Source organism: Marivita sp. S2033 (assembly GCF_046592965.1).
Taxonomy (GTDB): Bacteria; Pseudomonadota; Alphaproteobacteria; order Rhodobacterales; family Rhodobacteraceae; genus Marivita.
Window position 1 is genome coordinate 77495 of the sequence record NZ_JBISBV010000003.1, and the last position, 22923, is coordinate 100417.

General features: G+C 60.6%; 23 protein-coding genes. 11 read left to right on the top strand and 12 right to left on the bottom strand.

Going from position 1 to position 22923, the window contains the following annotated elements; genetic code table 11:
- Window position 1: 1 nt before the first annotated feature.
- From ACGKZZ_RS07135 to ACGKZZ_RS07165, 7 genes are all read right to left on the bottom strand, one after another.
- Window positions 2–490, bottom strand: a complete 489-nt coding sequence (locus tag ACGKZZ_RS07135) for an Lrp/AsnC family transcriptional regulator (RefSeq protein WP_411222818.1) — start codon at window positions 488–490, stop codon at window positions 2–4.
- A complete protein-coding gene (locus tag ACGKZZ_RS07140; RefSeq protein ID WP_411222819.1) occupies window positions 487–936 on the bottom strand; it encodes an Lrp/AsnC family transcriptional regulator in 450 nt (149 codons plus the stop codon). The genes ACGKZZ_RS07135 and ACGKZZ_RS07140 overlap by 4 nt, the downstream gene beginning before the upstream one ends.
- Window positions 933–1928, bottom strand: coding sequence for an Lrp/AsnC family transcriptional regulator (locus tag ACGKZZ_RS07145; protein ID WP_411222820.1), 996 nt, complete (start codon window positions 1926–1928; stop codon window positions 933–935). Before ACGKZZ_RS07145 ends, ACGKZZ_RS07140 begins: the two co-directional genes overlap by 4 nt.
- Window positions 1929–1931: 3 nt before the next feature.
- Complete coding sequence (locus tag ACGKZZ_RS07150; protein WP_411222821.1) at window positions 1932–3077, bottom strand: cytochrome D1 domain-containing protein; 1146 nt, start codon at window positions 3075–3077, stop codon at window positions 1932–1934.
- Entirely contained in the window at window positions 3077–3379 is a 303-nt protein-coding gene (locus tag ACGKZZ_RS07155) for a c-type cytochrome (protein ID WP_411222822.1), read from the bottom strand. Before ACGKZZ_RS07155 ends, ACGKZZ_RS07150 begins: the two co-directional genes overlap by 1 nt.
- Window positions 3372–4151 (bottom strand): uroporphyrinogen-III C-methyltransferase, encoded by a 780-nt coding sequence (cobA, locus tag ACGKZZ_RS07160; protein WP_411222823.1) that lies wholly within the window; start codon window positions 4149–4151, stop codon window positions 3372–3374. Before cobA ends, ACGKZZ_RS07155 begins: the two co-directional genes overlap by 8 nt.
- A gap of 79 nt (window positions 4152–4230) precedes the next feature.
- On the bottom strand, window positions 4231–5934 hold the full coding sequence (locus ACGKZZ_RS07165; protein WP_411223147.1) for a cytochrome D1 domain-containing protein: 1704 nt from the start codon (window positions 5932–5934) through the stop codon (window positions 4231–4233).
- A 161-nt stretch (window positions 5935–6095) separates the two neighbouring features.
- Between ACGKZZ_RS07165 and ACGKZZ_RS07170 the strand changes: the two genes are divergently transcribed.
- The 3 genes from ACGKZZ_RS07170 to ACGKZZ_RS07180 are packed head-to-tail and all read left to right on the top strand — an operon-like array spanning window position 6096 to window position 8984.
- Complete coding sequence (locus tag ACGKZZ_RS07170) at window positions 6096–8147, top strand: 4Fe-4S binding protein (RefSeq protein WP_411222825.1); 2052 nt, start codon at window positions 6096–6098, stop codon at window positions 8145–8147.
- A 22-nt stretch (window positions 8148–8169) separates the two neighbouring features.
- Window positions 8170–8718 carry a cytochrome c oxidase subunit 3 gene (locus ACGKZZ_RS07175; RefSeq protein WP_411222826.1) on the top strand — a complete coding sequence of 183 codons (549 nt, stop codon included), beginning with the start codon at window positions 8170–8172 and terminating at the stop codon, window positions 8716–8718.
- Window positions 8715–8984 (top strand): hypothetical protein, encoded by a 270-nt coding sequence (locus tag ACGKZZ_RS07180; protein ID WP_411222827.1) that lies wholly within the window; start codon window positions 8715–8717, stop codon window positions 8982–8984. The genes ACGKZZ_RS07175 and ACGKZZ_RS07180 overlap by 4 nt, the downstream gene beginning before the upstream one ends.
- Here the strand turns inward: ACGKZZ_RS07180 and ACGKZZ_RS07185 are convergent.
- Both ACGKZZ_RS07185 and ACGKZZ_RS07190 read right to left on the bottom strand, forming a co-directional pair.
- A complete protein-coding gene (locus ACGKZZ_RS07185; RefSeq protein ID WP_411222828.1) occupies window positions 8965–9534 on the bottom strand; it encodes a DUF4202 domain-containing protein in 570 nt (189 codons plus the stop codon). The two genes, ACGKZZ_RS07180 and ACGKZZ_RS07185, sit on opposite strands and share 20 nt — an antisense overlap.
- A complete protein-coding gene (locus ACGKZZ_RS07190; RefSeq protein ID WP_411222830.1) occupies window positions 9531–10238 on the bottom strand; it encodes a Crp/Fnr family transcriptional regulator in 708 nt (235 codons plus the stop codon). The genes ACGKZZ_RS07185 and ACGKZZ_RS07190 overlap by 4 nt, the downstream gene beginning before the upstream one ends.
- 185 nt (window positions 10239–10423) lie before the next feature.
- On the opposite strand from ACGKZZ_RS07190, the gene ACGKZZ_RS07195 reads away from it, so the two are divergent.
- From ACGKZZ_RS07195 to ACGKZZ_RS07225, 7 genes are all read left to right on the top strand, one after another.
- Window positions 10424–11452: a LacI family DNA-binding transcriptional regulator gene (locus tag ACGKZZ_RS07195; RefSeq protein ID WP_411222831.1), complete on the top strand. Its 1029-nt coding sequence runs from the start codon at window positions 10424–10426 to the stop codon at window positions 11450–11452.
- 118 nt (window positions 11453–11570) lie between these two features.
- Window positions 11571–12860: an ABC transporter substrate-binding protein gene (locus ACGKZZ_RS07200; RefSeq protein ID WP_411223148.1), complete on the top strand. Its 1290-nt coding sequence runs from the start codon at window positions 11571–11573 to the stop codon at window positions 12858–12860.
- Between the two features lie 86 nt (window positions 12861–12946).
- The gene (locus ACGKZZ_RS07205) at window positions 12947–13813 is read left to right on the top strand and encodes a carbohydrate ABC transporter permease (RefSeq protein WP_411222832.1); all 867 of its coding nucleotides are present in this window, start codon (window positions 12947–12949) and stop codon (window positions 13811–13813) included.
- A 12-nt stretch (window positions 13814–13825) separates the two neighbouring features.
- Window positions 13826–14656 (top strand): carbohydrate ABC transporter permease, encoded by an 831-nt coding sequence (locus tag ACGKZZ_RS07210; protein WP_411222833.1) that lies wholly within the window; start codon window positions 13826–13828, stop codon window positions 14654–14656.
- An 11-nt stretch (window positions 14657–14667) separates the two neighbouring features.
- Complete coding sequence (locus ACGKZZ_RS07215; protein ID WP_411222834.1) at window positions 14668–15672, top strand: ABC transporter ATP-binding protein; 1005 nt, start codon at window positions 14668–14670, stop codon at window positions 15670–15672.
- Window positions 15669–16442 carry an L-iditol 2-dehydrogenase gene (locus ACGKZZ_RS07220; RefSeq protein ID WP_411222835.1) on the top strand — a complete coding sequence of 258 codons (774 nt, stop codon included), beginning with the start codon at window positions 15669–15671 and terminating at the stop codon, window positions 16440–16442. Before ACGKZZ_RS07215 ends, ACGKZZ_RS07220 begins: the two co-directional genes overlap by 4 nt.
- Window positions 16430–17908: a mannitol dehydrogenase family protein gene (locus ACGKZZ_RS07225; RefSeq protein ID WP_411222836.1), complete on the top strand. Its 1479-nt coding sequence runs from the start codon at window positions 16430–16432 to the stop codon at window positions 17906–17908. Before ACGKZZ_RS07220 ends, ACGKZZ_RS07225 begins: the two co-directional genes overlap by 13 nt.
- Window positions 17909–17970: 62 nt before the next feature.
- Here ACGKZZ_RS07225 and dctP read toward each other — a convergent pair whose 3' ends face one another.
- From dctP to ACGKZZ_RS07240, 3 genes are read right to left on the bottom strand one after another with little or no spacing between them, the layout of a single operon-like run.
- Window positions 17971–19062 carry a TRAP transporter substrate-binding protein DctP gene (gene dctP, locus ACGKZZ_RS07230; protein ID WP_411222837.1) on the bottom strand — a complete coding sequence of 364 codons (1092 nt, stop codon included), beginning with the start codon at window positions 19060–19062 and terminating at the stop codon, window positions 17971–17973.
- 15 nt (window positions 19063–19077) lie between these two features.
- The gene (locus ACGKZZ_RS07235) at window positions 19078–20373 is read right to left on the bottom strand and encodes a TRAP transporter large permease (RefSeq protein WP_411223149.1); all 1296 of its coding nucleotides are present in this window, start codon (window positions 20371–20373) and stop codon (window positions 19078–19080) included.
- A gap of 16 nt (window positions 20374–20389) precedes the next feature.
- On the bottom strand, window positions 20390–20890 hold the full coding sequence (locus ACGKZZ_RS07240) for a TRAP transporter small permease subunit (protein ID WP_411222839.1): 501 nt from the start codon (window positions 20888–20890) through the stop codon (window positions 20390–20392).
- Between the two features lie 389 nt (window positions 20891–21279).
- On the opposite strand from ACGKZZ_RS07240, the gene ACGKZZ_RS07245 reads away from it, so the two are divergent.
- Window positions 21280–22896, top strand: a complete 1617-nt coding sequence (locus ACGKZZ_RS07245) for a peptide ABC transporter substrate-binding protein (protein ID WP_411222840.1) — start codon at window positions 21280–21282, stop codon at window positions 22894–22896.
- The last annotated feature ends 27 nt before the right edge of the window (window positions 22897–22923 follow it).

Below are 22923 nucleotides of genomic sequence, written 5' to 3' on the forward strand. Positions count from 1 at the left end.
GCTATCCTTTCTGTTGCCGAAGCCGCAGCCCGGATTTCTTGAGTATGCGAGTCGAATAGAGAATGTCGTTGCCACGGCACGCATCCCCCAGCACCGCCGCCACTTCGGCGCGCAGCGCCTCGACCTCGTCGCGCGACGATCCGTGGATCATCGCGAAGAGGTTGTAGGGCCAATCGGGCAGGGCGCGCGGGCGTTCGTAGCAATGGCTGACAAACTCCAGATCGCCGACCCTCTGGCCAAGTTCGGCAATCCGCGCATCATCGACATCCCAGACGGACATGCCATTGGCGGTCATGCCAAGCGCATAGTGGTTTGGCGCAACGGCGATCCGGCGGATCACGCCGCTGTCCTGCATGGCGCGCATACGGGCGCAGACCTCGTCCTCGTCCAGCCCCAGATCGGCGGCAATCTTCGCGTAAGTTTGCGCAACCAACGGCAGGCCTGACTGGGTTGCGGTGATGATGCGGCGGTCGGTGGGATCAATGCTCATGCTGCCACCCGGAAGCGCACGAAAAATTCCTGAAGCTTGGGGAAACACAGAACCGGATGCCCGGTTTCTTCTTCGATCTTGGCCGCAACGGTGCCGATTTCATCTTCGGTTTCGGTTGCCAGAACAAACCACATGTTGAGATGGTGCGTGCGTTCATAATTATGGGCCACTTCGGGATGTGCGTTCACCTGTTCGACCACGGCGTCGAACGACTCTGGCGGAATCGCCATCGCGCAGAGGCAGAACGCGCCGCCCATTGCGGCTGCGTCAAAGAAGGGGCCGAAGCGGGTGATGATGCGCGCCTCTTTCATCGCGCCCAGACGGGTCAGCAATTCGTCCTCGCTCAACCCGAACTCGCGGCCCGCCTGTTCAAACGGGTGCGACGTGATCGGGAACCCGTCCTGCAAGGCATTCAGGATACGGCGGTCGGTCTCATCAAGCGTCATGCGGTTTCCTTTGCGGCGGCAGCGTCGATCATCGCGCCGGTCTGTTTGAAGCAGCGGGTCGAGAACAAGGGTTTGCAGGGCACCCCCTGAAACGCGGGCAGGGCGCGGACTCGATCAAGAACAGCAAACGCATCCTGTCGGCTGCGCGCGTGAATCATCGAATAGAGCCGGTACGGCCAGACGCCCGGCACGATCACCCGTTCGTAACACAGGGTGATGCCGGGTTGAACCGCCAGCACGGGTCCTGCCTCGGTGATGGCGTCATGCGGCATGTCCCAGACCACCATCGCATTGGCGCGCCAGCCAAGCGCGCGGTGACGCACGATGACACCGAGCCGCGATACGATGCCCGCATCGACCAAGGCCCGCACCCGCGCCAGCACATCCGCCTCGGCGCGGCCAAGAGTTGCGGCGATATCGGCGTAAGGCGTCGGCGTCAGCGGCAATCCCTTGGTGAGCGCCTGCAACAATGGGCGGTCGTCGTCTTGAAACACCGTGATGTCCACCTGACGCGCGCTGCTCAGCGGAGCTGGCGCGCCGCGCATGGAGAACCCGAGGTCGACATTGAACGGGCGCACCAGACGGAGATCAAGGACACGCCGTCCGGTCTGCTTTTCGATCCGCGCGATGGTTGCATCGACATGCGCGCGGTCCGGGCCGGTGACGACGAACCAGAGGTTCCAGTGATCTTCGCGCAGATAGGAATGGTTCACACCCGGTTGCGCGCCGATGATCGCTGCAATCTCTTCGATCCGGTCTTCTGGTGCTGCAAGGGCTGCCAATGTGCTGGCCGAGACGGTGTTGGGCGCACAGGTCGCACCAACGCGCGTCACCCGGCCGTTTTGGCAGTGCATTTTCAGCCGGTCGAGCACGTCTTGCGTGCTGATCCCCAGCGCATCGGCCAGTTCATCGAACGGACGCGACGTGACAGGGAAATCGCGCTGCCATTGGTCAAGCAGGGTTTCGTTGATCGGATCGGTAACGCCGTCCATGACCTACAATCCCATCTTGTGCGCGCGGCTGGTGAAGAAAATACCGGACGGGCTGCTGGCGTCGATTTCGCGCAGCTTTTCAAATGATTGCGTGTCATACACCATGATCTTGTCGGCATCGCGCACGGACAGCCAGATTTCACGCCCGCGCGGGGTAAACTCCATGTGCAGAACACCGGGGCCGGGCGAGAATTGGTGGATCACTTCTTTTGTCACGGAATCAATGACTTGAATGGTGTCGTTCAACGGATGCGCGAAGTTCACCCAGACCTGCCGCCCATCGGGGCGCGCCATTGCAAAGATCGGCTGGCCATAGGTTTCGGTGCGCCCGGTTTGGGTCAGGCTGCGGGCATCGACCCACAGAACCTCGTGCTGGCCGACAGCGGGCAACACGAATTCATGGCCTGCCAGCGCCCAGCCTTCCAGATGGGGCATCTTGTAGACCGGCAGGCCTTCGCGGCCCGCGGAGTATCCGTCGAGGATTGCCGTCGGCTCGGGGGTGTCTTGCCAGAGATCGATCGCGGTCAGATGGTCTTCGCCGAACAAGCCGGTGATATAGGTGCGCCCGTCAGATGTGACCAGCGCGTCATAGGGGTTGGTGCCGATGCCGGTGATCTTGGTGATCTCGGGCTCTGCGCCGGAAAGATCCGCGATCCATGTCTCGCCAGCGTCCCACAGGCTGAAGACAAAGCGGGTGCCGGGAATATCGACCAGCCCGACGGTTTTGGAATCCGTCGGGATATCGGCCACAGGAGCCAGTGTGTCGGCGTCAAAAATCCGCACGCCGCCGGGTTCGTAATTCGACACGGCGATGTAGCGGCCATCATCCGAAATCGCGCCGCCGATGGCATTGCCGGCCTGAAGCACGCGGTTGACGACTTTCTGTTCCAGAATGTCGACTTTCGTCAACCCGCCATCGCGCCCGAACACATAGGCGAACCGTTGATCGGGCGAATAGACCAGCGAGGCATGGGACAGATCGCCCAGACCGGTGATGCGTCCGACGCTTGCGCGGTCGGATTGATCGACAACCAGCAAGGAGCCGTCGGCCCGTTCCACCACAAGGCCGAGATCGCCTGTGGATTGCGCAAGCGTGGTCGTGCCGAACAGGGCCAACGCCAAGGCGGCGGCCGTCAATCGCGTGCTCATCACTCTTCTCCGGTCAGTAGGTAGTCGACGATCCATTCCACTTCGGGATCGCTCAGAAGTGGCCTCCACGGTGGCATGGCCGTACCGGGGATACCCTCAAGGATGACCCCGCGCAGAACGTCGGGGTCATAATGTTGCAACGTTTCGACCCGGATATCGGGGCCGAGGCCGCCTTTCAGCGTCATGCCGTGACAGGACCCGCAATCCTGATGCACAAAATGCTTGAGCACCTCGGGATCGCGCTGCGTCTCGGCTCCGACTGCGGTGGTGGCGCAAAAGACAAGAACAAGGGCCCTAATCACCGACCATCGCCATTTTTTGCAGCGGCACTTCCTGGAAGGCCGGGGATTGATAGAGCGACACGACGCGGCCGATGACGAACAGCACAGGCGTGCGCAGGATCAGCGTTTGCGCATCGACACCGATCTGGCCGAGCGACGACAGAACATGCGTCTCGCGCGGTGTGGTGACGTTGGACACGGCCAGCACCGGCAATTTCGAGGGCAGGCCGGCGCGCATCAGGCGCAGCGCGATTTCCGAGATGCTGGATGCGCCCATATAGACCACAAGCGTCGTGTCGATGTCGGCCAGACTGTCCCAGTTGAGGTTCAGCGTCTTGTCGGCGGCCATGTGTCCGGTGACATAGCGCACGCCGGTGGCAAGGCCGCGATGGGTGAGCGGCACGCCGGTGGCGGCCGCCATGCCTTGCGCGGCGGTGATGCCGGGCGCGTATTCCACCTCGATGCCGCGCGCCTGAAGGTATTCCGCCTCTTCCGAGCCGCGACCGAAGATCATCGGATCGCCGCCCTTCAAGCGTGCCACGGTTTCGCCCGCCAGGGCGCGTTCGGCCAGAATCTCGTTGATGCGGTCCTGCGGGACTGTGTGGCACTTGGGCGCTTTACCGACCGGCACCATCGTGGCGGTTTTCGGCGACATCGCCAGAATTTCGGGGGACACGAGACGGTCATACACGACCGAATCCGCGTCTTGCAGCATTCGCAGGGCGCGCACCGTCATCAGATCAGGATCGCCCGGGCCGGACCCGATGAGATAGACTTTGCCCGTTACTGTCATTGGTTGCATTCCTGAAGCTGCCTAGAATTTAAGTAGGGAGGGTTCGGGGGCCACGCAAGGCAGCCCCCGATGGCCTGTGTCAGTAGACGTCGGCACGTGTGTTGTAGACGTTGAACTTGCCGGTCGGTGTGATCAGCCGCTCGTCCTTGATGACGTGCTTCAGTTCAAGCGTCTTGTCATCGACCACAACGATGGCCGATTCAAGGTCTTTCGCGTTCCAGACCGAGAACCAGATCTCGTTGCCGTCCTTGTTGAACTCACCCTGCACGACGCGGGGCTGCCCTTCGGCAATGCCGGCCCATTCGACGATCGGAAGAACGGTGTACTCGGGTTCTTCCTGTGCCAGATCGGCCACCTTGAACACCGCGACCGAGCCGGAGACTTCGGCATCGGGGTTCAATGTCGCATCGACGTAGAGGTTCTCGGATTCAGGGTGCGTCTTGACGAACAGCGATCCGCCACCGAGGGCGTAGAGTTGGTGCACCATCTTCCAAGCATGCTCGGGATGCCCTTCCGGGTCTGTCCCGATCAGCGCCACAGTGTCGTCGCCAAGGTGCGATGTCGCCCAGACCGGACCATAGGTCGGGTGGTCGATATTTGCACCGCGGCCCGGGTGTGGAGTGAGACCTTCGGTTTCGACCACGGCCACCAGCTTGCTTTCCTTGGTGTCCACAACCGCAACCTTGCCACGGGCGTTCGCCGCCGTCAGGAAGTAGCGCTGCGTGCTGTCCAGGCCGCCGTCATGCAAGAACCGTTCCGCGTTGATCTCGGTGATCTTCAGAGCGTCGATGTCGGAGTAATCCACCATCATGATCTTGCCGGTTTCCTTGACGTTCACAAGGAATTCAGGCTTGTAGTGGGAGCCGAGGATCGCGGCAACGCGCGGTTCGGGGTGGTAGGTCTGCTCGTCATAGGTCATGCCGCGGGTCGACTTGATCCGCAGAGGCTCGAGTGTGTCGCCGTCCATGATGACGAATTGCGGCGGCCAGTAGGCACCGGCAATGGCGTATTTGTCCTCATAGCCCTCGAACTTGGACGTCTCGACCGAGCGCGCTTCGGCACCGATCTTGATCTCGGCCACGGAGCTTGGGTCTTCCATCCAGAGGTCGATCATGTTGATCTTGGCGTCGCGGCCAATCACGAACAGATAGCGCCCCGAGGCGGAAATCCGGCTGATGTGGACCGCGTAACCGGTCTTGATGATCTTCTTGATCTCATAGGATGAGCCGTCGATCAGGGCAATTTCGCCTGAATCGCGCAAGGTCACCGAGAACAGGTTGTCGATGTCCCAATCGTTCAACTTTTCGGTCGGACGGTCTTCGGGGGCGACAATCACCTTCCAGCTGGCACGCATGTCTTCCATGCCGAACTCTGGCGGCTGGGGAGGCTCGAGCAGCACATAGCGGGCCATCATGTCGACTTCGGCTTCGGTCAGGTCGCCAGAGGTACCCCAGTTCGGCATACCGGCCGGAGAGCCGTAGGTGATGAAGTCGCGCAGGTATTCAAAACCCAGATCCTGGGTGATGTCGGGTGTGAGCGCTTTACCGGTTGCACCTTTACGCAACACGCCGTGGCAGCCTGCGCAACGCTCGAAATACATCGTCGTCGCCTGCTGGAACTCCTCGTCGGTCATGACCGGATCGCCGGGCTTGCGGCCCGGAATCTCGAGATCAAGCTCGCCAAGAGTCGTCATTGAGCCGACATATCTGTCCTGCGGCTGATCGGCGTGGTCCTTTGGCGCGTCTTGCGCATACGCGCCGGTTACGGCCAGGCCCAACGCCATTGCTGCACCGACATAAAGCGACGCGTGGCGTTTGGTTTTGGTTGGTATCATTAGGGATTCTCCAATCTGAGGGTGAGCCTCACGCAATCTTGACGTGCAGACTGGCAAGCGTCCTTGACTTGTGTCAAGGCAAGTCAGGTGACTGACGTAGACAAGAAGATATGAAGCGCTTTTTCCTCCTCGCGGTCCTCGTCGTGTTTTGCACCGCGAGCGGCTTTTTCGGCTCTGGCGTGGTGCGCGCTCAGGATGCCGTATCCACCACACGCGACGAAGCCGCCCTGATCCCTCCCAGTCGGCAGATGGCCGCGCAACTGTTCGGCGTCAGCGATCCGCCCACGGTTCTGCGCGAGGATGCTGCCGTGCCGGGCTGGTCGGTGTCGCGCGGTGGCGAAACCCTGGGCCACATCGCGTCGACCTGGGACGTGATCCGCTCGGTCGGGTATTCGGGGCGTCCGATTGATGTGTTGGTGGCGGTGTCCAGCGACGGCGTGATCACCGGCGCGCGTCTGGTGCGCCACAGCGAACCGATCCTGACGCTGGGTTTGTCGGACGCGGATATTGAGCGGTTTGTTGCCGGTTTCGAGGGGATCGACCTTTCTGATCCCGAAGGCCGGGCCGCCGGACCGGACATGCCGGACATCATTTCGCGTGCCACGGTATCCACCGGCGTGATCCGCGATTCCATTTTGCGCACCGCGCGCCTGTTGGCGATCAACCGCGGGCTTGTGCCGGGCGGCGGCATCGACCGGTTGACCTTCGAGCCGCTTGGCTGGCAGGATCTTGAGACCATCGGTGCGGTGCGCGGGCAGACCGTGACCCTCAGCGAAGCGCGCGCCGCGCTGCCGGGAGCGACACCGGACATCCCTGAAGGCACGGGGGCTTTTGTGGCGCTTTGGGGCGCTCTGATGGACCCGCCGACGATTGGCCGGAACATTCTGGGGGAAACCGCATATAACCGCATGATGGCCAATCTCGGGCCCGATCGCCATGTTCTGTTCCTTGGATCGCACGGCCTCTATTCCCATCGTGGTATCGATTGGCGCCGCAGCGGCGTCTTTGATCGTTTGCAACTGGTTCAGGGCGAGGTCGCCTATCCACTGACCGAAGATGGCTACACCCGGCTTGATGAACTGGCGATCGAGGGCGCGCCGCCGTTCAAGGAGCGCAGCCTGTTTCAGGTTGGCGGGGCAGGCTTTGATCCGGCGCTGCCGTTCGAGGTCGTGTTGACCGCCAGCCGCGCCACCGAAACCGGCGGTGAAGTGTCGTTTTCTACGACGCTCGATTACCAGTTGCCGACCCAGTTCGTCACCAAACCACCCCCCGAGGCAGCGCCCTTGTGGCACCGCACTTGGGAGGAGAAGAAATTTGCGGTGATGTCTGTCGCCGCGATGCAGATCGCGCTGACGCTCATCATGCTGTTCCAGCAACCGCTGGTGCGCCGCAAGCGTCTATGGGCGGGCATCCGGATCGGCTTTCTGACCCTGACGCTGGTGTGGCTGGGCTGGGTACTGAACGGTCAGCTTTCGGTCGTGCAGGTGGTCGCCTTCGTGCAATCGCTGCTGACCGGCTTCCGCTGGGAGACGTTCCTGATCGAGCCGGTGATCTTCACGCTTTGGGCCGGTGTGGCTTTGGGGATGCTGTTCTGGGGCAGGGGCGTCTTTTGCGGCTGGCTGTGTCCGTTCGGGGCATTGCAGGAACTGTCCAACCTCGTCGCCCGCCGCTTTGGCGTGCGCCAGATCGCGGTGCCGCCGGCGTTGCACGAACGGCTCTGGATCATCAAGTACACGCTGTTCATGGCCATTCTGGCGCTATCATTCTACTCGATGCGCGATGCGCTGATCCTCGCCGAGGTGGAGCCGTTCAAAACCGCGATTTCGATGCGGATGATGCGGGCGTGGCCCTTTGTCGCCTTTGTTCTGGTTCTGCTGTTCGCCGGCCTGTTCATCGAGCGGTTTTATTGCCGCTACCTGTGCCCGCTCGGCGCGGCATTGGCGATCCCGGCCAAGCTCAAGATTTTCGACTGGTTGCGCAGACGTCCGCAATGTGGGAGGGAATGCAGATTATGTGAAACCAAATGCACCGTCGGCGCGATCGACCCGTTGGGCCGCATCAACCCGAACGAATGTGTGCTCTGCATGCGCTGTCAGGTCATTCTGCACGATGCCGACACCTGCCCGGTGCTGAAACGAAGAGCCCGCTCCAAAGCCGCCTGAGACGTCCGAAAGCCTGAGAGTTATGACTGAAAAAAGCGCCCTCGACGATGTGCCGGGTGAATTGTTGATGTGGATACTGATCATCAGCGAATTGCTGGTGTTCGGAGCGGGACTGGTGGTCTTTCTGGCGGTGCGCGTGACCGATCCCGAAGGGTTCGCGCAAGCGCAGGGCATGCTCGACCGGACCGGCGCGGGGATCAACACGGTGATCCTCATCTCCAGCGGGTTTCTGGCCGCGCTGGCTTACCGGATGCGCTTGGCAGGCGAACGGGGTCATGCGCGGCTGGCGCTGGTGGGGGCGGCTGTGCTGGGCATGGCGTTCCTCTGGATCAAGGGGTCGGAGTTCGCCGCCAAATCCGCCGCCGGCATCGTTTGGGACACGCATGCGTTCTTTAATTTCTACTACATGCTGACCGGCTTTCACGCCGCTCATGTCGTGGCCGGTGTCGTGTTGCTGCTGTTGGTGGCGTGGCGCGATGATCCTGACAATATCGAGGATGCGACGATGTTCTGGCATATGGTCGATCTGGTCTGGGTGTTGCTGTTCCCTGTGATCTATCTGCTGCAATGACACGCAAGAGCTTATATACCGCGTGGGCCGTGCTGATCGTGCTCAGCCTTGCTTCGACCTTGCTGTCGCACACGGCTGTCTGGTCGCTTTGGCCGCTGGGGGCAGGGATTGCCGTGCTGGCGCTTGCATGGCTCAAGGCGCGGATCATTCTGGCGCAGTATCTGGGGCTGGCCGAAGTGCCGTCCTGGCGACGTGGCTTCGAATTTGCCCTGGCCGCCCTCTGCCTGTTGATGCTGGGAATTTATCTCATGCCGCTGGCTCTTTGAAGGCAGCCGCGAACGCGTCCGGGAGGTCGAATTCTTCCAGCACACGGGCGCGCGCCTCGGGTGACATCTTGCGCGCCGTCTTTTCCACGATCCGCAACAGCTTGTCGGGGTCTTGCGTGGTCGAGAAGGGTTCAAAATACCACTTCAGGAACACGAAACAGATGATGTCCTCAAGTGCCTGAACATCCGCCTCTCGCTTGATGCCCTGTTTCATCAACATACGCCGCGCGGCGTCGATGTCGGCAGCGTCATAGCCTGCATCGGCCATGATTTCGGCCACCCGGTCAGCGTGATGACGCGCCAGATCGCGCCGCCATGTCAGGTAGCCTTCGCGCCCCTCGGGATATTGCGCACGCCGCAGCACCCAGCGTTCGATATGCTGGCCGCGCGCGGCGATCCGCAACGCGTCGCGGGCATCAGGAAACAGGCGTTCTTGTTCGGCCGTCATGCGCTGGCCGTACAGCAGGCTTGCGGGCTGATCGTCGACCAGATCTGGATCGCGGGAATTGGCCGCGTCGATTGCGGCGAGGGATGTGTCCAGCTTGGTCATAGGGCTTTGTTCCATGCGGTTGCAGGATCGGTGATGGCATAATCGCGCAGCGCGTCGACATCGCTGATCGAAGCGTGATTTCGGGAAATCTTCACCCCGACTTCGCGCAATCGGGAAAACGCGCGCGACAGGCTTTCGGGTTTCATGCCCAGACGTCCGGCGATCAGAAGCTTGTCATAGGGCAGGGTGACGACACAACTGCCGCTGTCGCACGGGCTGAGGTCGAGCAGGAAATCGGCGACACGCTGTGCGCCCGTTTGCGCTTTGATCTGTTCGAGTTGCGCGACCATGTCATGCAGGTGCTGGAAGGTCGATGCGAGCACCGCGATGCAGAGTTCGGGCTCTTTCTTCATCACCGCGACAAGCATCCGTGCCGGGATCTGCATCAGTTTGCAGTCGGTCACCGCTTCTGCCGAGACGGGGTAATTCTGATCCTGAAACGCGACCGCCTCACCGAAAGAGTGACTGCGGGTGAAGACGTTCATGATCGCCTCGTTGCCATTCGGCGCGATGCGATACAGCTTGACCCAGCCGTCCAGCACGATGTGGATAACGTTGGCTTTTTCGCCCTGCATGAACACCGTCTCGCCGCGCTCGAACCGCAGCGTGACCGCTTCTTTCAATAGCGACTCCACCACCGGATCAGGAAGGTTCCGCATGAGAACCGAGTCCTTGGCGACATGCAGATCTTGGTTCTGAACCATGGCTACACCTCCTGTGACGCGCGATCATTTCACCCCCTGCCTCAGACCATGCTTGGGCCCGGAATGAAAGACCATTCGGTCCGGAAACCTTGACGATCACGCCCGTGATTTACTAAGTTCAAATTTGTATTTGGCGCGCGTAAAGCATAAAGTGGGCCATCCACGTTGTCTGGAACGGTGGCACGATGAGCGAACAAAAGATCAAGAACATGGAGGAGTTCGCGGCGAAAAGCGGTGTGTCACGTCCCACCGTGTCGAAGTATTTCAACGATCCGGGCAGCGTGCGCAAATCGACCCGCGACAAGATAGAAGCAGCGCTGAAGAAATTCGACTTTCGCCCCAACCTCTATGCCATCAACCAGAACCGGCGCTTGACGAAAAACATCGGTATCGTGGTGCCCTATGTTGCGGATCCCTTTTTCGGCGAGATGGCGCGCATCATCGAGCGGCGCATCATCGACGCAGGCTACTCGCCTTCCACCTTCAGCTCCCACGGCGATCTTGATCGCGAGATCGAAATTCTTGACACGTTGCGGTCCATGCGCCCGGCGGGCGTGTTGCTGGCGCCGCTGGGACGTGCATCCGACCGCAAGGTGATTGCCGCGTTTTGCAACGAGGTGCCAACGGTTCTGTTCGACAGCAATATCGAGGATGTGGATGCGTCGTTTGTAGGCTCAAACAACTTCCAGTCGGTTCCGTTGGCCGTGGATTACCTGTGCCGAACCGGTGAGCCGCCGTGTTTCTACGAAATGCCGCCAATCAACCCCAACGCCAACAAGCGGCGCGACGCGTATATCCAGGCGATGGAATCGCTTGGCCACACGCCACAGGTCGTGCGCGTCGACGGGCAGGGCTGGGGCTTTGAGGAGATCGGATACAGCCAGGGTCTGCGGTTGCTTGCCAACAATGACCTGCCCAGCCGAACGGTCTTGTGCAGCAATGACCGACTGGCGATCGGGATGCTGGCGGCAGCCTATGAAAGCGGCGTGCGCGTCGGCATTGCCGACGGGTGCAGCTTGCGCATTGCCGGACACGACGATCACCCGTTCTCGCGCTTCACTTGCCCCGCGCTCACCACCGTGTCGCAAGACTATGAAGCGATTTCGGCGCGCAGTGTCGAGACGCTGTTTGACCGAATCGATGGTACGATCAAGGTCGATTCTCCGAGGGACACATTGTTTGACGGGCGATTGGTCATGCGGGCATCCGCCTGAAATTCGGTAATAAGTTTACGCGCGTAAAAAATATATTGACGTCGCGTAGCGTGATTGTTTACGGTCATCCCCAGGAAACACCTTCAGGGAGGAAGACCTAATGAGACCAACGAAATCCATGGCGCTGGTGAGCGTTCTTGCACTGACAGCCGCAGGCATTGCGCAGGCCGAGACCACTCTCACCATCGCCACCGTGAACAACGGCGACATGATCCGCATGCAGGGTCTGGCCGATGATTTCACCGCCGCAAACCCCGACATCAAGCTGGAGTGGGTGACGCTGGAAGAGAACGTGTTGCGCCAGCGCGTCACGCAGGACATCGCCGCCAACGGTGGCCAGTTCGACGTGATGACCATCGGCACCTACGAGGTTCCGATCTGGGGTGCGCAGGACTGGCTGGTGTCGCTGAACGATCTGCCCGCCGAATGGGATGCGGATGACATTCTGCCGGCGATCCGCGATGGTCTGACCGTGGACGGCGAACTTTACGCTGCGCCTTTCTACGGCGAAAGCTCGATGGTGATGTATCGCACCGACCTGATGGAAGCCGCAGGCATGGAAATGCCCGAAGCGCCCACATGGGACGATATCGCCAAGGCCGCCGAGGCAATGACCGACAAGGATAACGAGATTTACGGCATCTGCCTGCGCGGCAAGGCTGGCTGGGGCGAGAACATGGCGTTCCTCACAGCGATGTCCAACTCCTTCGGCGCCAAGTGGTTCGACGAGGACTGGACCCCGCAGTTCGACAGCGAAGAGTGGAAGACCACGCTCAACACCTACATGGACCTGATGAACAACTATGGTCCTCCGGGCGCGTCGACAAACGGCTTCAACGAAAACCTGTCGCTGTTCCAGCAGGGCAAATGCGGCATGTGGATCGACGCAACCGTGGCGGCGTCCTTCGTGACCAACCCCGAAGATTCCAGCGTCGCAGACAAGGTCGGCTTTGCGCTGGCGCCGGACAACGGTCTGGGCAAGCGCGGCAACTGGCTCTGGGCATGGTCGCTGGCCATTCCTGCCGGTTCGGACGCCACGGAAGAGGCCAAGACCTTCATCGCCTGGGCGACAAGCAAGGATTACACCGCGCTGGTGGCCGAGAACGAAGGCTGGGCCAACGTTCCTCCGGGCACAAGGACATCGCTTTATGAGAACCCCGAGTACCAGAAGGTGCCGTTCGCCGAGATGACGCTGAAATCCATCAACTCGGCCAATCCGAGCGAGCCTTCGGTCGATCCGGTCCCGTATACCGGCGTCCAGTTTGTCGCGATCCCGGAATTTGCAGGCATCGCAACGCAGGTCGGGCAGGAATTCTCTGCCGCGCTCGCCGGTCAGCAAAGTGTCGACGAAGCGCTTGAAAAGGCTCAGGCTTTGACCACCGACGAAATGGAAGCCGCAGGCTACTAAAACGCTGATCCCGGGGGCGGTACGTCCGCCCTCGGGTTATCGCTTCGTCACGTTTCAGATTTGCAATCCCCGGCAGGAGTTCGGTTATGGCGACCCAGCATTCGAGATCCGCGGCCCGGTTCATGATGGCCCCCGCCGTCGCCCTGCTTCTTGGCTGGATGCTGGTGCCGCTGACGATGACGCTCTACTTCTCGTTCAAGAATTATCTGCCGCTGCGCGGTGGCGATCTGGGATGGGTCGGATTTGACAACTACGTCCGCTTCGTCACCTCAAGCGCCTTCTGGCCGTCGGTACAGGCAACGCTGGTGATCGTCGGGGCGGTGCTGGTCATCACCATCGTGTTCGGCGTGTTGCTGGCGATGCTGCTGGATCAGCCGATGTGGGGGCAGGGCGTTGTCCGCATCCTCGTGATCGCGCCGTTCTTCGTGATGCCGACCGTCTCTGCACTGGTCTGGAAGAACATGTTTATGGACCCTGTGAACGGCCTGTTCGCGCATCTGTGGCAACTCTTCGGACTGGCCCCGATCGAATGGCTGAGCCAGGCCTCCATGACCTCGATCATCATAATCGTGGCGTGGCAATGGCTGCCCTTCGCGACGCTGATCCTGCTCACCGCCATTCAATCGCTTGACGGCGAACAGATGGAAGCCGCCGAGATGGACGGCGCCCCGCCGCTGTCGCGCTTTTTCTGGCTCGTGCTGCCGCATTTGTCGCGGGCCATCACCATCGTTGTGCTGATCCAGATGATCTTCCTGCTGGGCATCTTTGCAGAGATCTTCGTGACCACCCAAGGCAGCTTCGGCACCCGCACCCTGACCTACCTGATCTACCAGCGCGTGTTGGAAAGCCAGAACGTCGGACTGGGCAGCGCTGGTGGCATCTATGCCGTCATCCTGGCCAATATCATCGCGATCTTCCTGATGCGGATCGTTGGCAAGAACCTGGACGCGTGAGGAGATAAAATCATGGCCCGCGCAGTGACCAACAACCGCAAGATCATCAACACCGTCCTCGCCTGGACGATCGGTCTGCTGATCTTCTTCCCGATCCTCTGGACGATCCTCACCAGCTTCAAATCCGAAGCGACAGCCATCGCCGATCCTCCGGTGTTCCTGTTCTTTGACTGGTCGCTCGAGAACTACCGCGTCGTGATGGAGCGTTCGAACTATGGCCGCTACCTGATGAACTCGATCATCATCGCGGGCGGGTCGACAATCTTGGGCATCATCGTTGCGGTGCCTGCGGCGTGGTCGATGGCCTTCGTGCCGTCACGTCGCACCAAGGACATCCTGCTCTGGATGCTCTCGACCAAGATGCTGCCAGCGGTGGGTGTTCTTTATCCGATCTACCTGATCTTCATCAAGATGGGCCTGCTCGACAGCCTGATCGGCCTGACCATCATCCTGATGCTGATCAACCTGCCAATCATCGTCTGGATGCTCTACACCTACTTTCGCGAAATTCCCGGCGAGATTCTCGAAGCGGCACGGATGGACGGGGCCACACTGCGCTCGGAGATTCTTTATGTGCTTACGCCGATGGCGGTGCCGGGCATTGCGTCGACCTTGCTGTTGAATTTCATCCTGGCATGGAACGAGGCGTTCTGGACGCTCAACCTGACGGCAGCCAAGGCGGCACCGCTCACCGCGTTCATCGCCAGCTACTCAAGCCCCGAAGGCCTGTTCTACGCCAAGCTCTCGGCGGCGTCGACAATGGCCATTGCGCCGATCCTCATCCTTGGCTGGTTCAGCCAGAAGCAGCTTGTGCGCGGCCTCACCTTCGGCGCGGTTAAATAAGGAAATTCCTCATGGGCAAGATCCAACTCAAACAGGTCACCAAAAGCTTTGGCGACGTTCAGGTCATCCCGCCTTTGGACCTGACCATCGAAGACGGGGAATTCGCGGTTTTCGTCGGTCCCTCGGGCTGTGGCAAATCCACCTTGCTGCGGATGATTGCCGGGCTTGAGGATCTGACCTCGGGCAGCGTCGAGATCGACGGCGCGGATGCCACCAACACGCCGCCCGCCAAGCGCGGTCTGGCGATGGTGTTCCAGTCCTACGCGCTTTATCCGCACATGTCGGTGCGCAAGAACATCGCCTTTCCGATGCGCATGGCAGGGATCGACAAGGCCGAGCAGGACCGTCGGATCGACGCGGCCGCAAAGGCGCTGAACCTCACCGATTACCTTGATCGCCGCCCCGGACAGCTTTCGGGTGGACAACGCCAGCGTGTCGCCATCGGACGGGCGATCGTACGCGAACCTTCGGCGTTCCTGTTCGATGAGCCGTTGTCCAACCTCGACGCTGCCCTGCGCGTCGGGATGCGGCTTGAGATTTGCGAGATGCACGAGCGCCTGAAGACGACGATGATCTACGTCACCCACGATCAGGTCGAAGCGATGACGATGGCTGACAAGATCGTGGTGCTTCAGGCAGGCGTGATCGAACAGGTGGGCAGCCCGCTTGAACTCTATCACGCGCCGCGCAATCTGTTTGTCGCAGGCTTTATCGGGTCGCCGAAGATGAACCTGATCGAAGGACCGGAAGCGGCCCAGCACGATGCGATGACCATCGGCGTGCGACCAGAACATATCGACGTGTCCGGCAAAGATGGTCTTTGGAAAGGCCGGGTCGGTGTGGCCGAGCATCTCGGGTCCGATACGTTCTTCCACATTCACGATACCGGGCTGGCTGAAACAATCACAGTCCGCGCGCCGGGTGAGGTCAGCTACGATCACGGCGACACCATCCATCTGACGCCACGCGCCGACCAGATTCACCGGTTTGACGCAACGGGGCTTCGGATCGCATGAAACGTCTGGATGGAAAAACCGCGCTGATCACCGGTGCGGCGCGGGGCATCGGCCGCGCCTTTGCCGAGGCCTATGTGCGCGAAGGCGCACGGGTGGCAATCGGGGATATCGACATGACGCGGGCGCAGGCAACGGCGTCCGAGATCGGAGATGCGGCCATCGCGGTCAAGATGGACGTGACCGATCAGGCCAGCATCGATGCGGCCGTCGCGGAAACCGTCGATGCCTTTGGCGGCATCGACATCCTGATTAACAACGCCGCGCTGTTCACCGCCGCTCCGATTGTTGACATCGAGCGCGCCGATTATGCGCGGGTCTTTGACATCAACGTGGCCGGCACGCTGTTCACCTTGCAGGCCGTCGCCCGACATATGATCGCGCGTGGGCAGGGGGGCAAGATCATCAACATGGCAAGCCAGGCGGGCCGTCGCGGCGAGCCGTTGGTCGCCGTCTATTGTGCGACCAAGGCGGCGATCATCTCGCTGACCCAATCGGCTGGGCTCGATCTGATCAAGCATGGCATCAACGTGAATGCGATTTCTCCGGGCGTTGTCGATGGCGAACACTGGGACGGGGTTGATGCGTTTTTTGCCAAGCATGAAAACAAGGCGCCCGGCCAGAAAAAGCGTGAAGTCGGCGCTGCGGTGCCCTTCGGGCGAATGGGAACGGCGGAGGATCTGACCGGCATGGCAATCTTCCTGGCGAGTTCCGAGGCTGATTACATCGTGGCGCAAACCTATAACGTGGATGGCGGCCAATGGATGAGCTGACGCCCCTCTCAAACGCGACGCTTGGCGATCTTGCCCGGACCGCGCGCGTTCCGACCTATGATCGCAGCGCGCTGTCACCGGGAATCGTGCATATCGGGTTGGGCAATTTTCACCGCGCGCATCAGGCCTGGTATCTGCATCGCCTGTTTGACACCGGGCAGGACCACGATTGGGCCATCATCGGCGCAGGCGTGCGTCCGGGCGACGCGGTGCAACGTGAAAAATTGCTCGCGCAGGATTGCCTGACCACGCTGATCGAGCTTGATCCGGCAGGCAAATCCGCTGAGATCTGCGGCGCGATGATTGATTTTGTGCCGGTCGAACCGGGCAATGGTGCGCTGATTGCGCGCATGGCCAAATCCGACATCCGCATCGTGTCCATGACGGTGACCGAAGGCGGCTATTTCATCGACCCCGCGACGGGCGGCTTTGATGCCACGCATCCCGACATCCAGCACGACGCTGCAAACCCCGATCACCCGCGCACGGCCTTCGGTGCCATGATCGCGGCGCTGAAGCAGCGGCGCGACGCAGGGCTCGGGCCATTCACCTGCCTGAGCTGCGACAATCTGCAAGGCAACGGCGCGGTTCTACGCCAGACGAGCGTGTCGCTGGCGCGCCTGTCGGATACCGCGCTTGCGGAGTGGATCGAAGAGACGTGCAGCTTTCCCAACTCGATGGTAGATTGCATCGTCCCCGCAACGGGGCCGAACGAAATCGCTCTGGTTCAAGGGTTCGGCATCGACGACGCCGCCCCGGTGACGCATGAAAACTACCGTCAATGGGTGATCGAAGACGCGTTCTGCGCGGGCCGTCCGGACTGGGACGCGGTTGGCGCGACGTTCTCGGACCGGGTGCATGATTTCGAAATGATGAAGATCCGCATTCTGAACGGCGGACATCAGATCATCTCGGATCCGGCTGACATTCTGGGGTTGGCAACGATTGCCGAGGCGATGGCGCATCCGGGAATTTCCGCGCTGCTGCACAAGGTTGCCCTGACCGAGATTGCGCCGCATGTCGCGGATGTGCCGGGATGCAGCGCGCAGGAATATCTTACCTTGATCGAGCGCCGCTTTGCCAATCCCGAGATCGCGGATACCCCGCGCCGGGTTGCCTTTGACGGATCAAGCCGGCACCCCGGCTTCATCGTGCCCTCGATCCGTGACGGGCTGAAGGCGGACACCCCGGTCGAGGGATTGGCGCTCGTGTCGGCGGCATGGGCGCGCTATTGCACGGGGCTGCGCGAAGACGGCAGCGTGGTCGCGCCAAACGATCCGCACTGGGACAGTTTGCATCCGGTCGCGGAAGCGGCAAGATCGACTCCCGACCTCTGGCTGGAGCAACGGCAGTATTACGGTGATCTGGCGGATGCACCAAGATTTGCCAGTGCGTTTTCAAGATGGCTGGACATGATCCACAGCGACGGGATCGAAGCGGCGATGGACGCCTATATCACCGCCTGATCCGGCATCGGAGAGGAAAGAAAAAGGCCCGCAAACTTGCGGGCCTTTTCGGTTTCTTTGGATCAATTCGCGCAAGCGCGGATTGCTTCGACATCAGGGCCGTTCGGCGTTCTGCCCAGATTGAACGGGGCAGATGCGTCACGCCATTTGGCGTAATCGGCAAGGTACTCAAGCTGGCTCAGGTACACCTTGGCGGAATCCGGGTTTTCGCACGCGGTCTGCTCGATCACCTCGTTTGCCATCTCCTGAATCTTGGCAAGGGTTTCGTCGTCATAGCGCGTGATCTCGATACCTGCGTCCTTGAACTGCTGGTAGGCTTCGGTCGCTCGCTTCTCGGTGAAGGAAAGCGACCAGATCAGGTTGGCCTGCGCCGCGATCTTGAGGTCTTCCTGTGTTTCCGGCGACAGAGCATCCCACGATGCCTGGTTGATCATCACACCGAAGACGGACGCGGACTGGTGCCAACCGGGGGTTGCCCAATGGGTCGTGACCTGCTGGAAGCCGCCCGAGAAGTCGACGTTCGGGGTCGAGAATTCGGCACCGTCAATCACGCCACGCTCAAGCGACTGGTAAATCTCGCCACCGGCCATGGAGACCTGGCTGCCACCCAGCTTTTCAAGCAAGCGGCCCTGCTCCAGACCCGACAGGCGCAGGCGTTTGCCTTGCAGGTCGTCCAGCGTGACGATGGCCTCATTGGTGCGGAAGCCGGATTCGTTGTTGGTCACGCCGTAGGGCAGGTAGACCATGCCGAACTTGCCGTAGATCTCGTTATACAGATCCGCGCCGCCCCACTGCTCGATCCAGTTGACGTAGTCGATCGCGTTGAACAGGCTGGCCGTAGTGGCCAGAGGCGAGAAGGCAGAATTGCGACCGGCCCAGTAGCCCGGCCAGTCTGCACCGGCCTGAATGGTGCCGGATTCAACCGCGCCGAACACTTCGCCCGCCGGCACAAGCGCGCCGCCTTCGAAGAATTCGATGGTCAGCGCATCGCCGGTCAGCTTGTTGGCAAGGTCCACGAAATGCTTGTCGATCTCGATCAGCTCAAGCGATGTGGGCCATGTGGTTGTCATGGTCCAGTTTTCTTGTGCGGCGGATTGCGTGGCAATCCCCGTGGCCAGTGCAATACCAGCCATTACAGTTTTCTTAAGTGTCATTTAGACCTCCTCTGTTTATTTGGAATAGAGCGTTTCGGGCAGCCAGGTGACCAGCTGCGGGAACAGGGCGATGGCGACGCACATCATCAGGATCAAGCCGATGAACGGCAGCACACCGACGATGATATGCGATGTCTTGACCGATTTGGGCGCAATGGCGCGCAGGTAGAACAAGGCATATCCGAAAGGTGGCGTCAGGAACGACGTCTGCAACACGACCGACATCAGCACGACGAACCACAGCAGGCTGACGTCCATCTCCTGAATGATCGGCAGGAAGATCGGGAACGACAGCAGGACGATGCCGGTCCAGTCGAGGAACGCGCCAAGAATGAAGACGATGAACATCATCATCGCGATCAGCAGCCACGGCGCCATGTCGAGCCCGCGGATGATTTCCTGCGTTGCGCGCAGACCGCCGGTGATGTTGAACACGCCGGTAAAGGCAGTGGCTCCGATCACGATGAACAGGATCATTGCCGAGGTTCGGCCCGTCTCGAGCATCGCGCCGTAAAAGCTCGACCAGTGAAACTTGCGGCGCATGATCACGATGACCAGCGCAAGGGCGGCGCCGATGGCCGAGGCTTCGGTTGCGGTGGCGATCCCGGCCAGCAATGAGCCGAGGATACCGAGGATCAGCACCAGCGGCGGCACCGCCTCGATCGCCAGCATCCGCAAGAGGGCGGGCTTGCTGATCTTCTCGTCGGGTTCGACCGCCGGAGCCATGTCGGGGCGCACGATGGAGACGATGTAAACCCAGACGGCATAAAGCAGGCCCAGCACCACGCCGGGGATCATTGCACCGGCAAACAGCTCACCCACCGAGAGCGGCGAATAGCTCGCCATCAGGATCAGCATGATCGACGGTGGAATGAGGATGCCAAGACAGCCCGAGGCCGCGATCACGCCCGTGGTCAGCGTCGGGCTGTAGCCATATTGCAGCATCGGGCGCAGCGCCATCACACCCATGACGGTGATCGACGCGCCGATGATGCCGGTTGTTGCAGCCAGCAGGATCGAGATGAACACGACAGCGAGGGCAAGACCGCCGCGCACGTTCGACATCAAAAGACGCAACGATTCGAACATCTTGTCGGTCACGCCAGAGTCGGACAGGAACCGCGCCATCAAGATGAAGAGCGGAATCGCGATCAGCGTGAAATTGTCGAGCACATCGCCGAAGATGCGGTTGATGACGATGCCCAGCACCATCGGCTTGCCCGCAATCAACGCGCCGAGCACGGCCGTGCCACCCAGCACAAAGGCCAGCGGATGACCCATGAACAGGCCGAGAAGCAACAGGCCGAACATGGCCAATGCGATAAGTTCAGGCGTCACTTGGAATCTCCTGACGGTTCAGAACGAGTTTCAGGAATTCCGAAATGCCCTGCAAAAGCAGCAATCCGGCAGCGACAGCCATCGCCATCTTGAGCGGATAGACCGGCAGCTGCACAGAGCCGTAGGTCGTTTCCCCCTGTGCGTAGGAGCGCATCGCGAATTCGTATGAACGGGTCATGAAGACCCAGGCAAAGGGGAAGAAAAAGATGATGTATCCCGCCGCTTCGACCCAGCGCCGTATCATCGGGCCCAGCGTTTCGGTCACCAGATCGACCCGCACATGCGCCTGGTGGCGCAGCGCATAGCCGCCCAGCATGACGAAGTAGAAGCCGTATAGCTGCTTGGTGACATCGAAGGCCCAACGGGTCGGATCGTTGAGCACGTAGCGCATGAAAACGTCATAGATGATGATCGCCGCGAAGACGACCGCCACAACCGAAACTATCCTGCCGACGACCTCGTTCAGACCGTCGATGAAGCGAAAAATCATAGTGCTATCCCCATTGCAGGTGCGACCATATTGCCGAATGTGAGAGACACAAGAGGAAAGTTATTTATCTTTTTCCGTCATAATATTACTTGCCCAAGATGTACCTTTACGCCAGATCGAAGGATCTTTTCCGGTTCTCGCCGCCCCGATTTGCACCGGTCCAGACGCGCCGGCCCGGTCGCGCAGGGCGCCTTGCCGATCTGTTGACCGCGCAATCCGCCCATCCGCTTGACGCGGACGTCCGGGTCACTCTGCTTGAAGTTGAACCTTTGCCTCGCGTCACGTACGTGCGGTACTTGCAAAGCAGATGAAGTTGAACAAATATGGGCCCGGTTTCATTTTCCGCCGCCAAGAGCGGGGACAAGACCACCCATCAGAGGAGGATTAATATGCAACGCCGGACCATTCTTTCCATGACGACCGCGGCCGTGCTGGCCCTTGGCCTGTCACCCGCCAATGCCGCCACCGTGGCCGAAGGCGACACGCTTGCCGATACACAGACGTTTTCCTATCGCCTGCTAGACCAATTCCCGACACTCGACCCGCAGTTGAACGAAGAAACCGCCGGCAGCCACGTTCTGCGTCAGATCATGGAAGGTCTGATGATTCAGGAGGCTAATGGCGATCTGCGCCCCGGTGTCGCCACCGGATTCGAGGCCAGCGAAGGCAACACGGTTTACACGTTCACGTTGCGCGACGATGCAAAATGGTCGAACGGCGATCCGGTCGTGGCACAGGATTTCGTCAACGCCTGGCGGCGCGCTGCCGATCCGGCCACCGCATCGCCCTATGCGTGGTATGTCGAACTGACGCAGATGAAGAACGCCAAGGAAATCGTTGCCGGTGAGATGGAGCCGAGCGAACTGGGTGTCGAGGCGGTGGACGATCACACGCTCAAGGTCACTCTGAACCAGCCGGTTCCGTATTTCCCCGCGATGACATCCTATGCCACGCTGATGCCGATCCACATGCCCACGGTCGAGAAGTATGGCAGTGACTGGACGTCGCCCGAGAACTATGTCGGCAACGGTGCGTACAAGCTGTCCGAACTGGCGCTGAACGAGTATTTCAAGCTGGTCAAGAACCCGGAATACTGGGACGCCGAGAACGTGATCATCGACGAAGTGACCGGTCTCATCATCAACGACGTGAACCAGGCGCTGACGCGGTACGAATCGGGCGAATACGACATGCTCGAACCGCTGCCCGCCGGCACGTTCCCGCGCCTGAAGGAAGAGCGCCCGGACGAGGCGAAATCGGTGCCGCGCCTGTGTTCCTACTATTACGCGGTGAACCAGCGTGAGGATGCCAAGCCGGAGCTGAAAGACCCCCGCGTGCGCCGCGCGCTGAGCCTTGCCGTGGATCGCGACATCATCGTCGATCAGATCCTTCAGGGTGGTCAGAAGCCGGGTTACTACTTCTCGCACAACGCGACCGCCGGTTTCGAAGCGCCCGACATCGACTATGCGAACTGGACCCAGGCCGAGCGTGACGAGAAGGCCAAGGAACTGATCGAGGAAGCCGGTGTCGAGAACCTCGATCTCAAGCTGATCTACAACACCGACGAGAATCACAAGAAGATCGCCACCGTTCTCAGCCAGATGTGGAAGCAGAAGCTGGGCGTCGACGTGACGTTGTCGAACATGGAGTGGTCGACCTATCTCGACGTGCGCCGTGGCGGCAATTTCGATCTTGCGCGCGTTGCGTGGTGTGGCGATTACAACGAAGCGTCGACCTTCCTCGACATTCTGACCACCGATCAGGAGCAGAATGACGGCAAGTGGTCGAACGAGGAGTATGACAAGGTGATCGCTGCGTCCAAGACGTCGGAAAACCCGGCTGCCGAGTACAAGAAGGCAGAGGAAATCCTGTCCGAGGACATGGGCATCATCCCGATCTACCACTACGCCAACACCTTCCTGCTCAACCCGGCGATCAAGGGGTTCCCGATGGAGAACGTCGAGAACAACTGGTACGTCAAGGATTTCTATCGCGTCGCAGACTGACGTGTTGACATGATCCGCGAGGGGGCG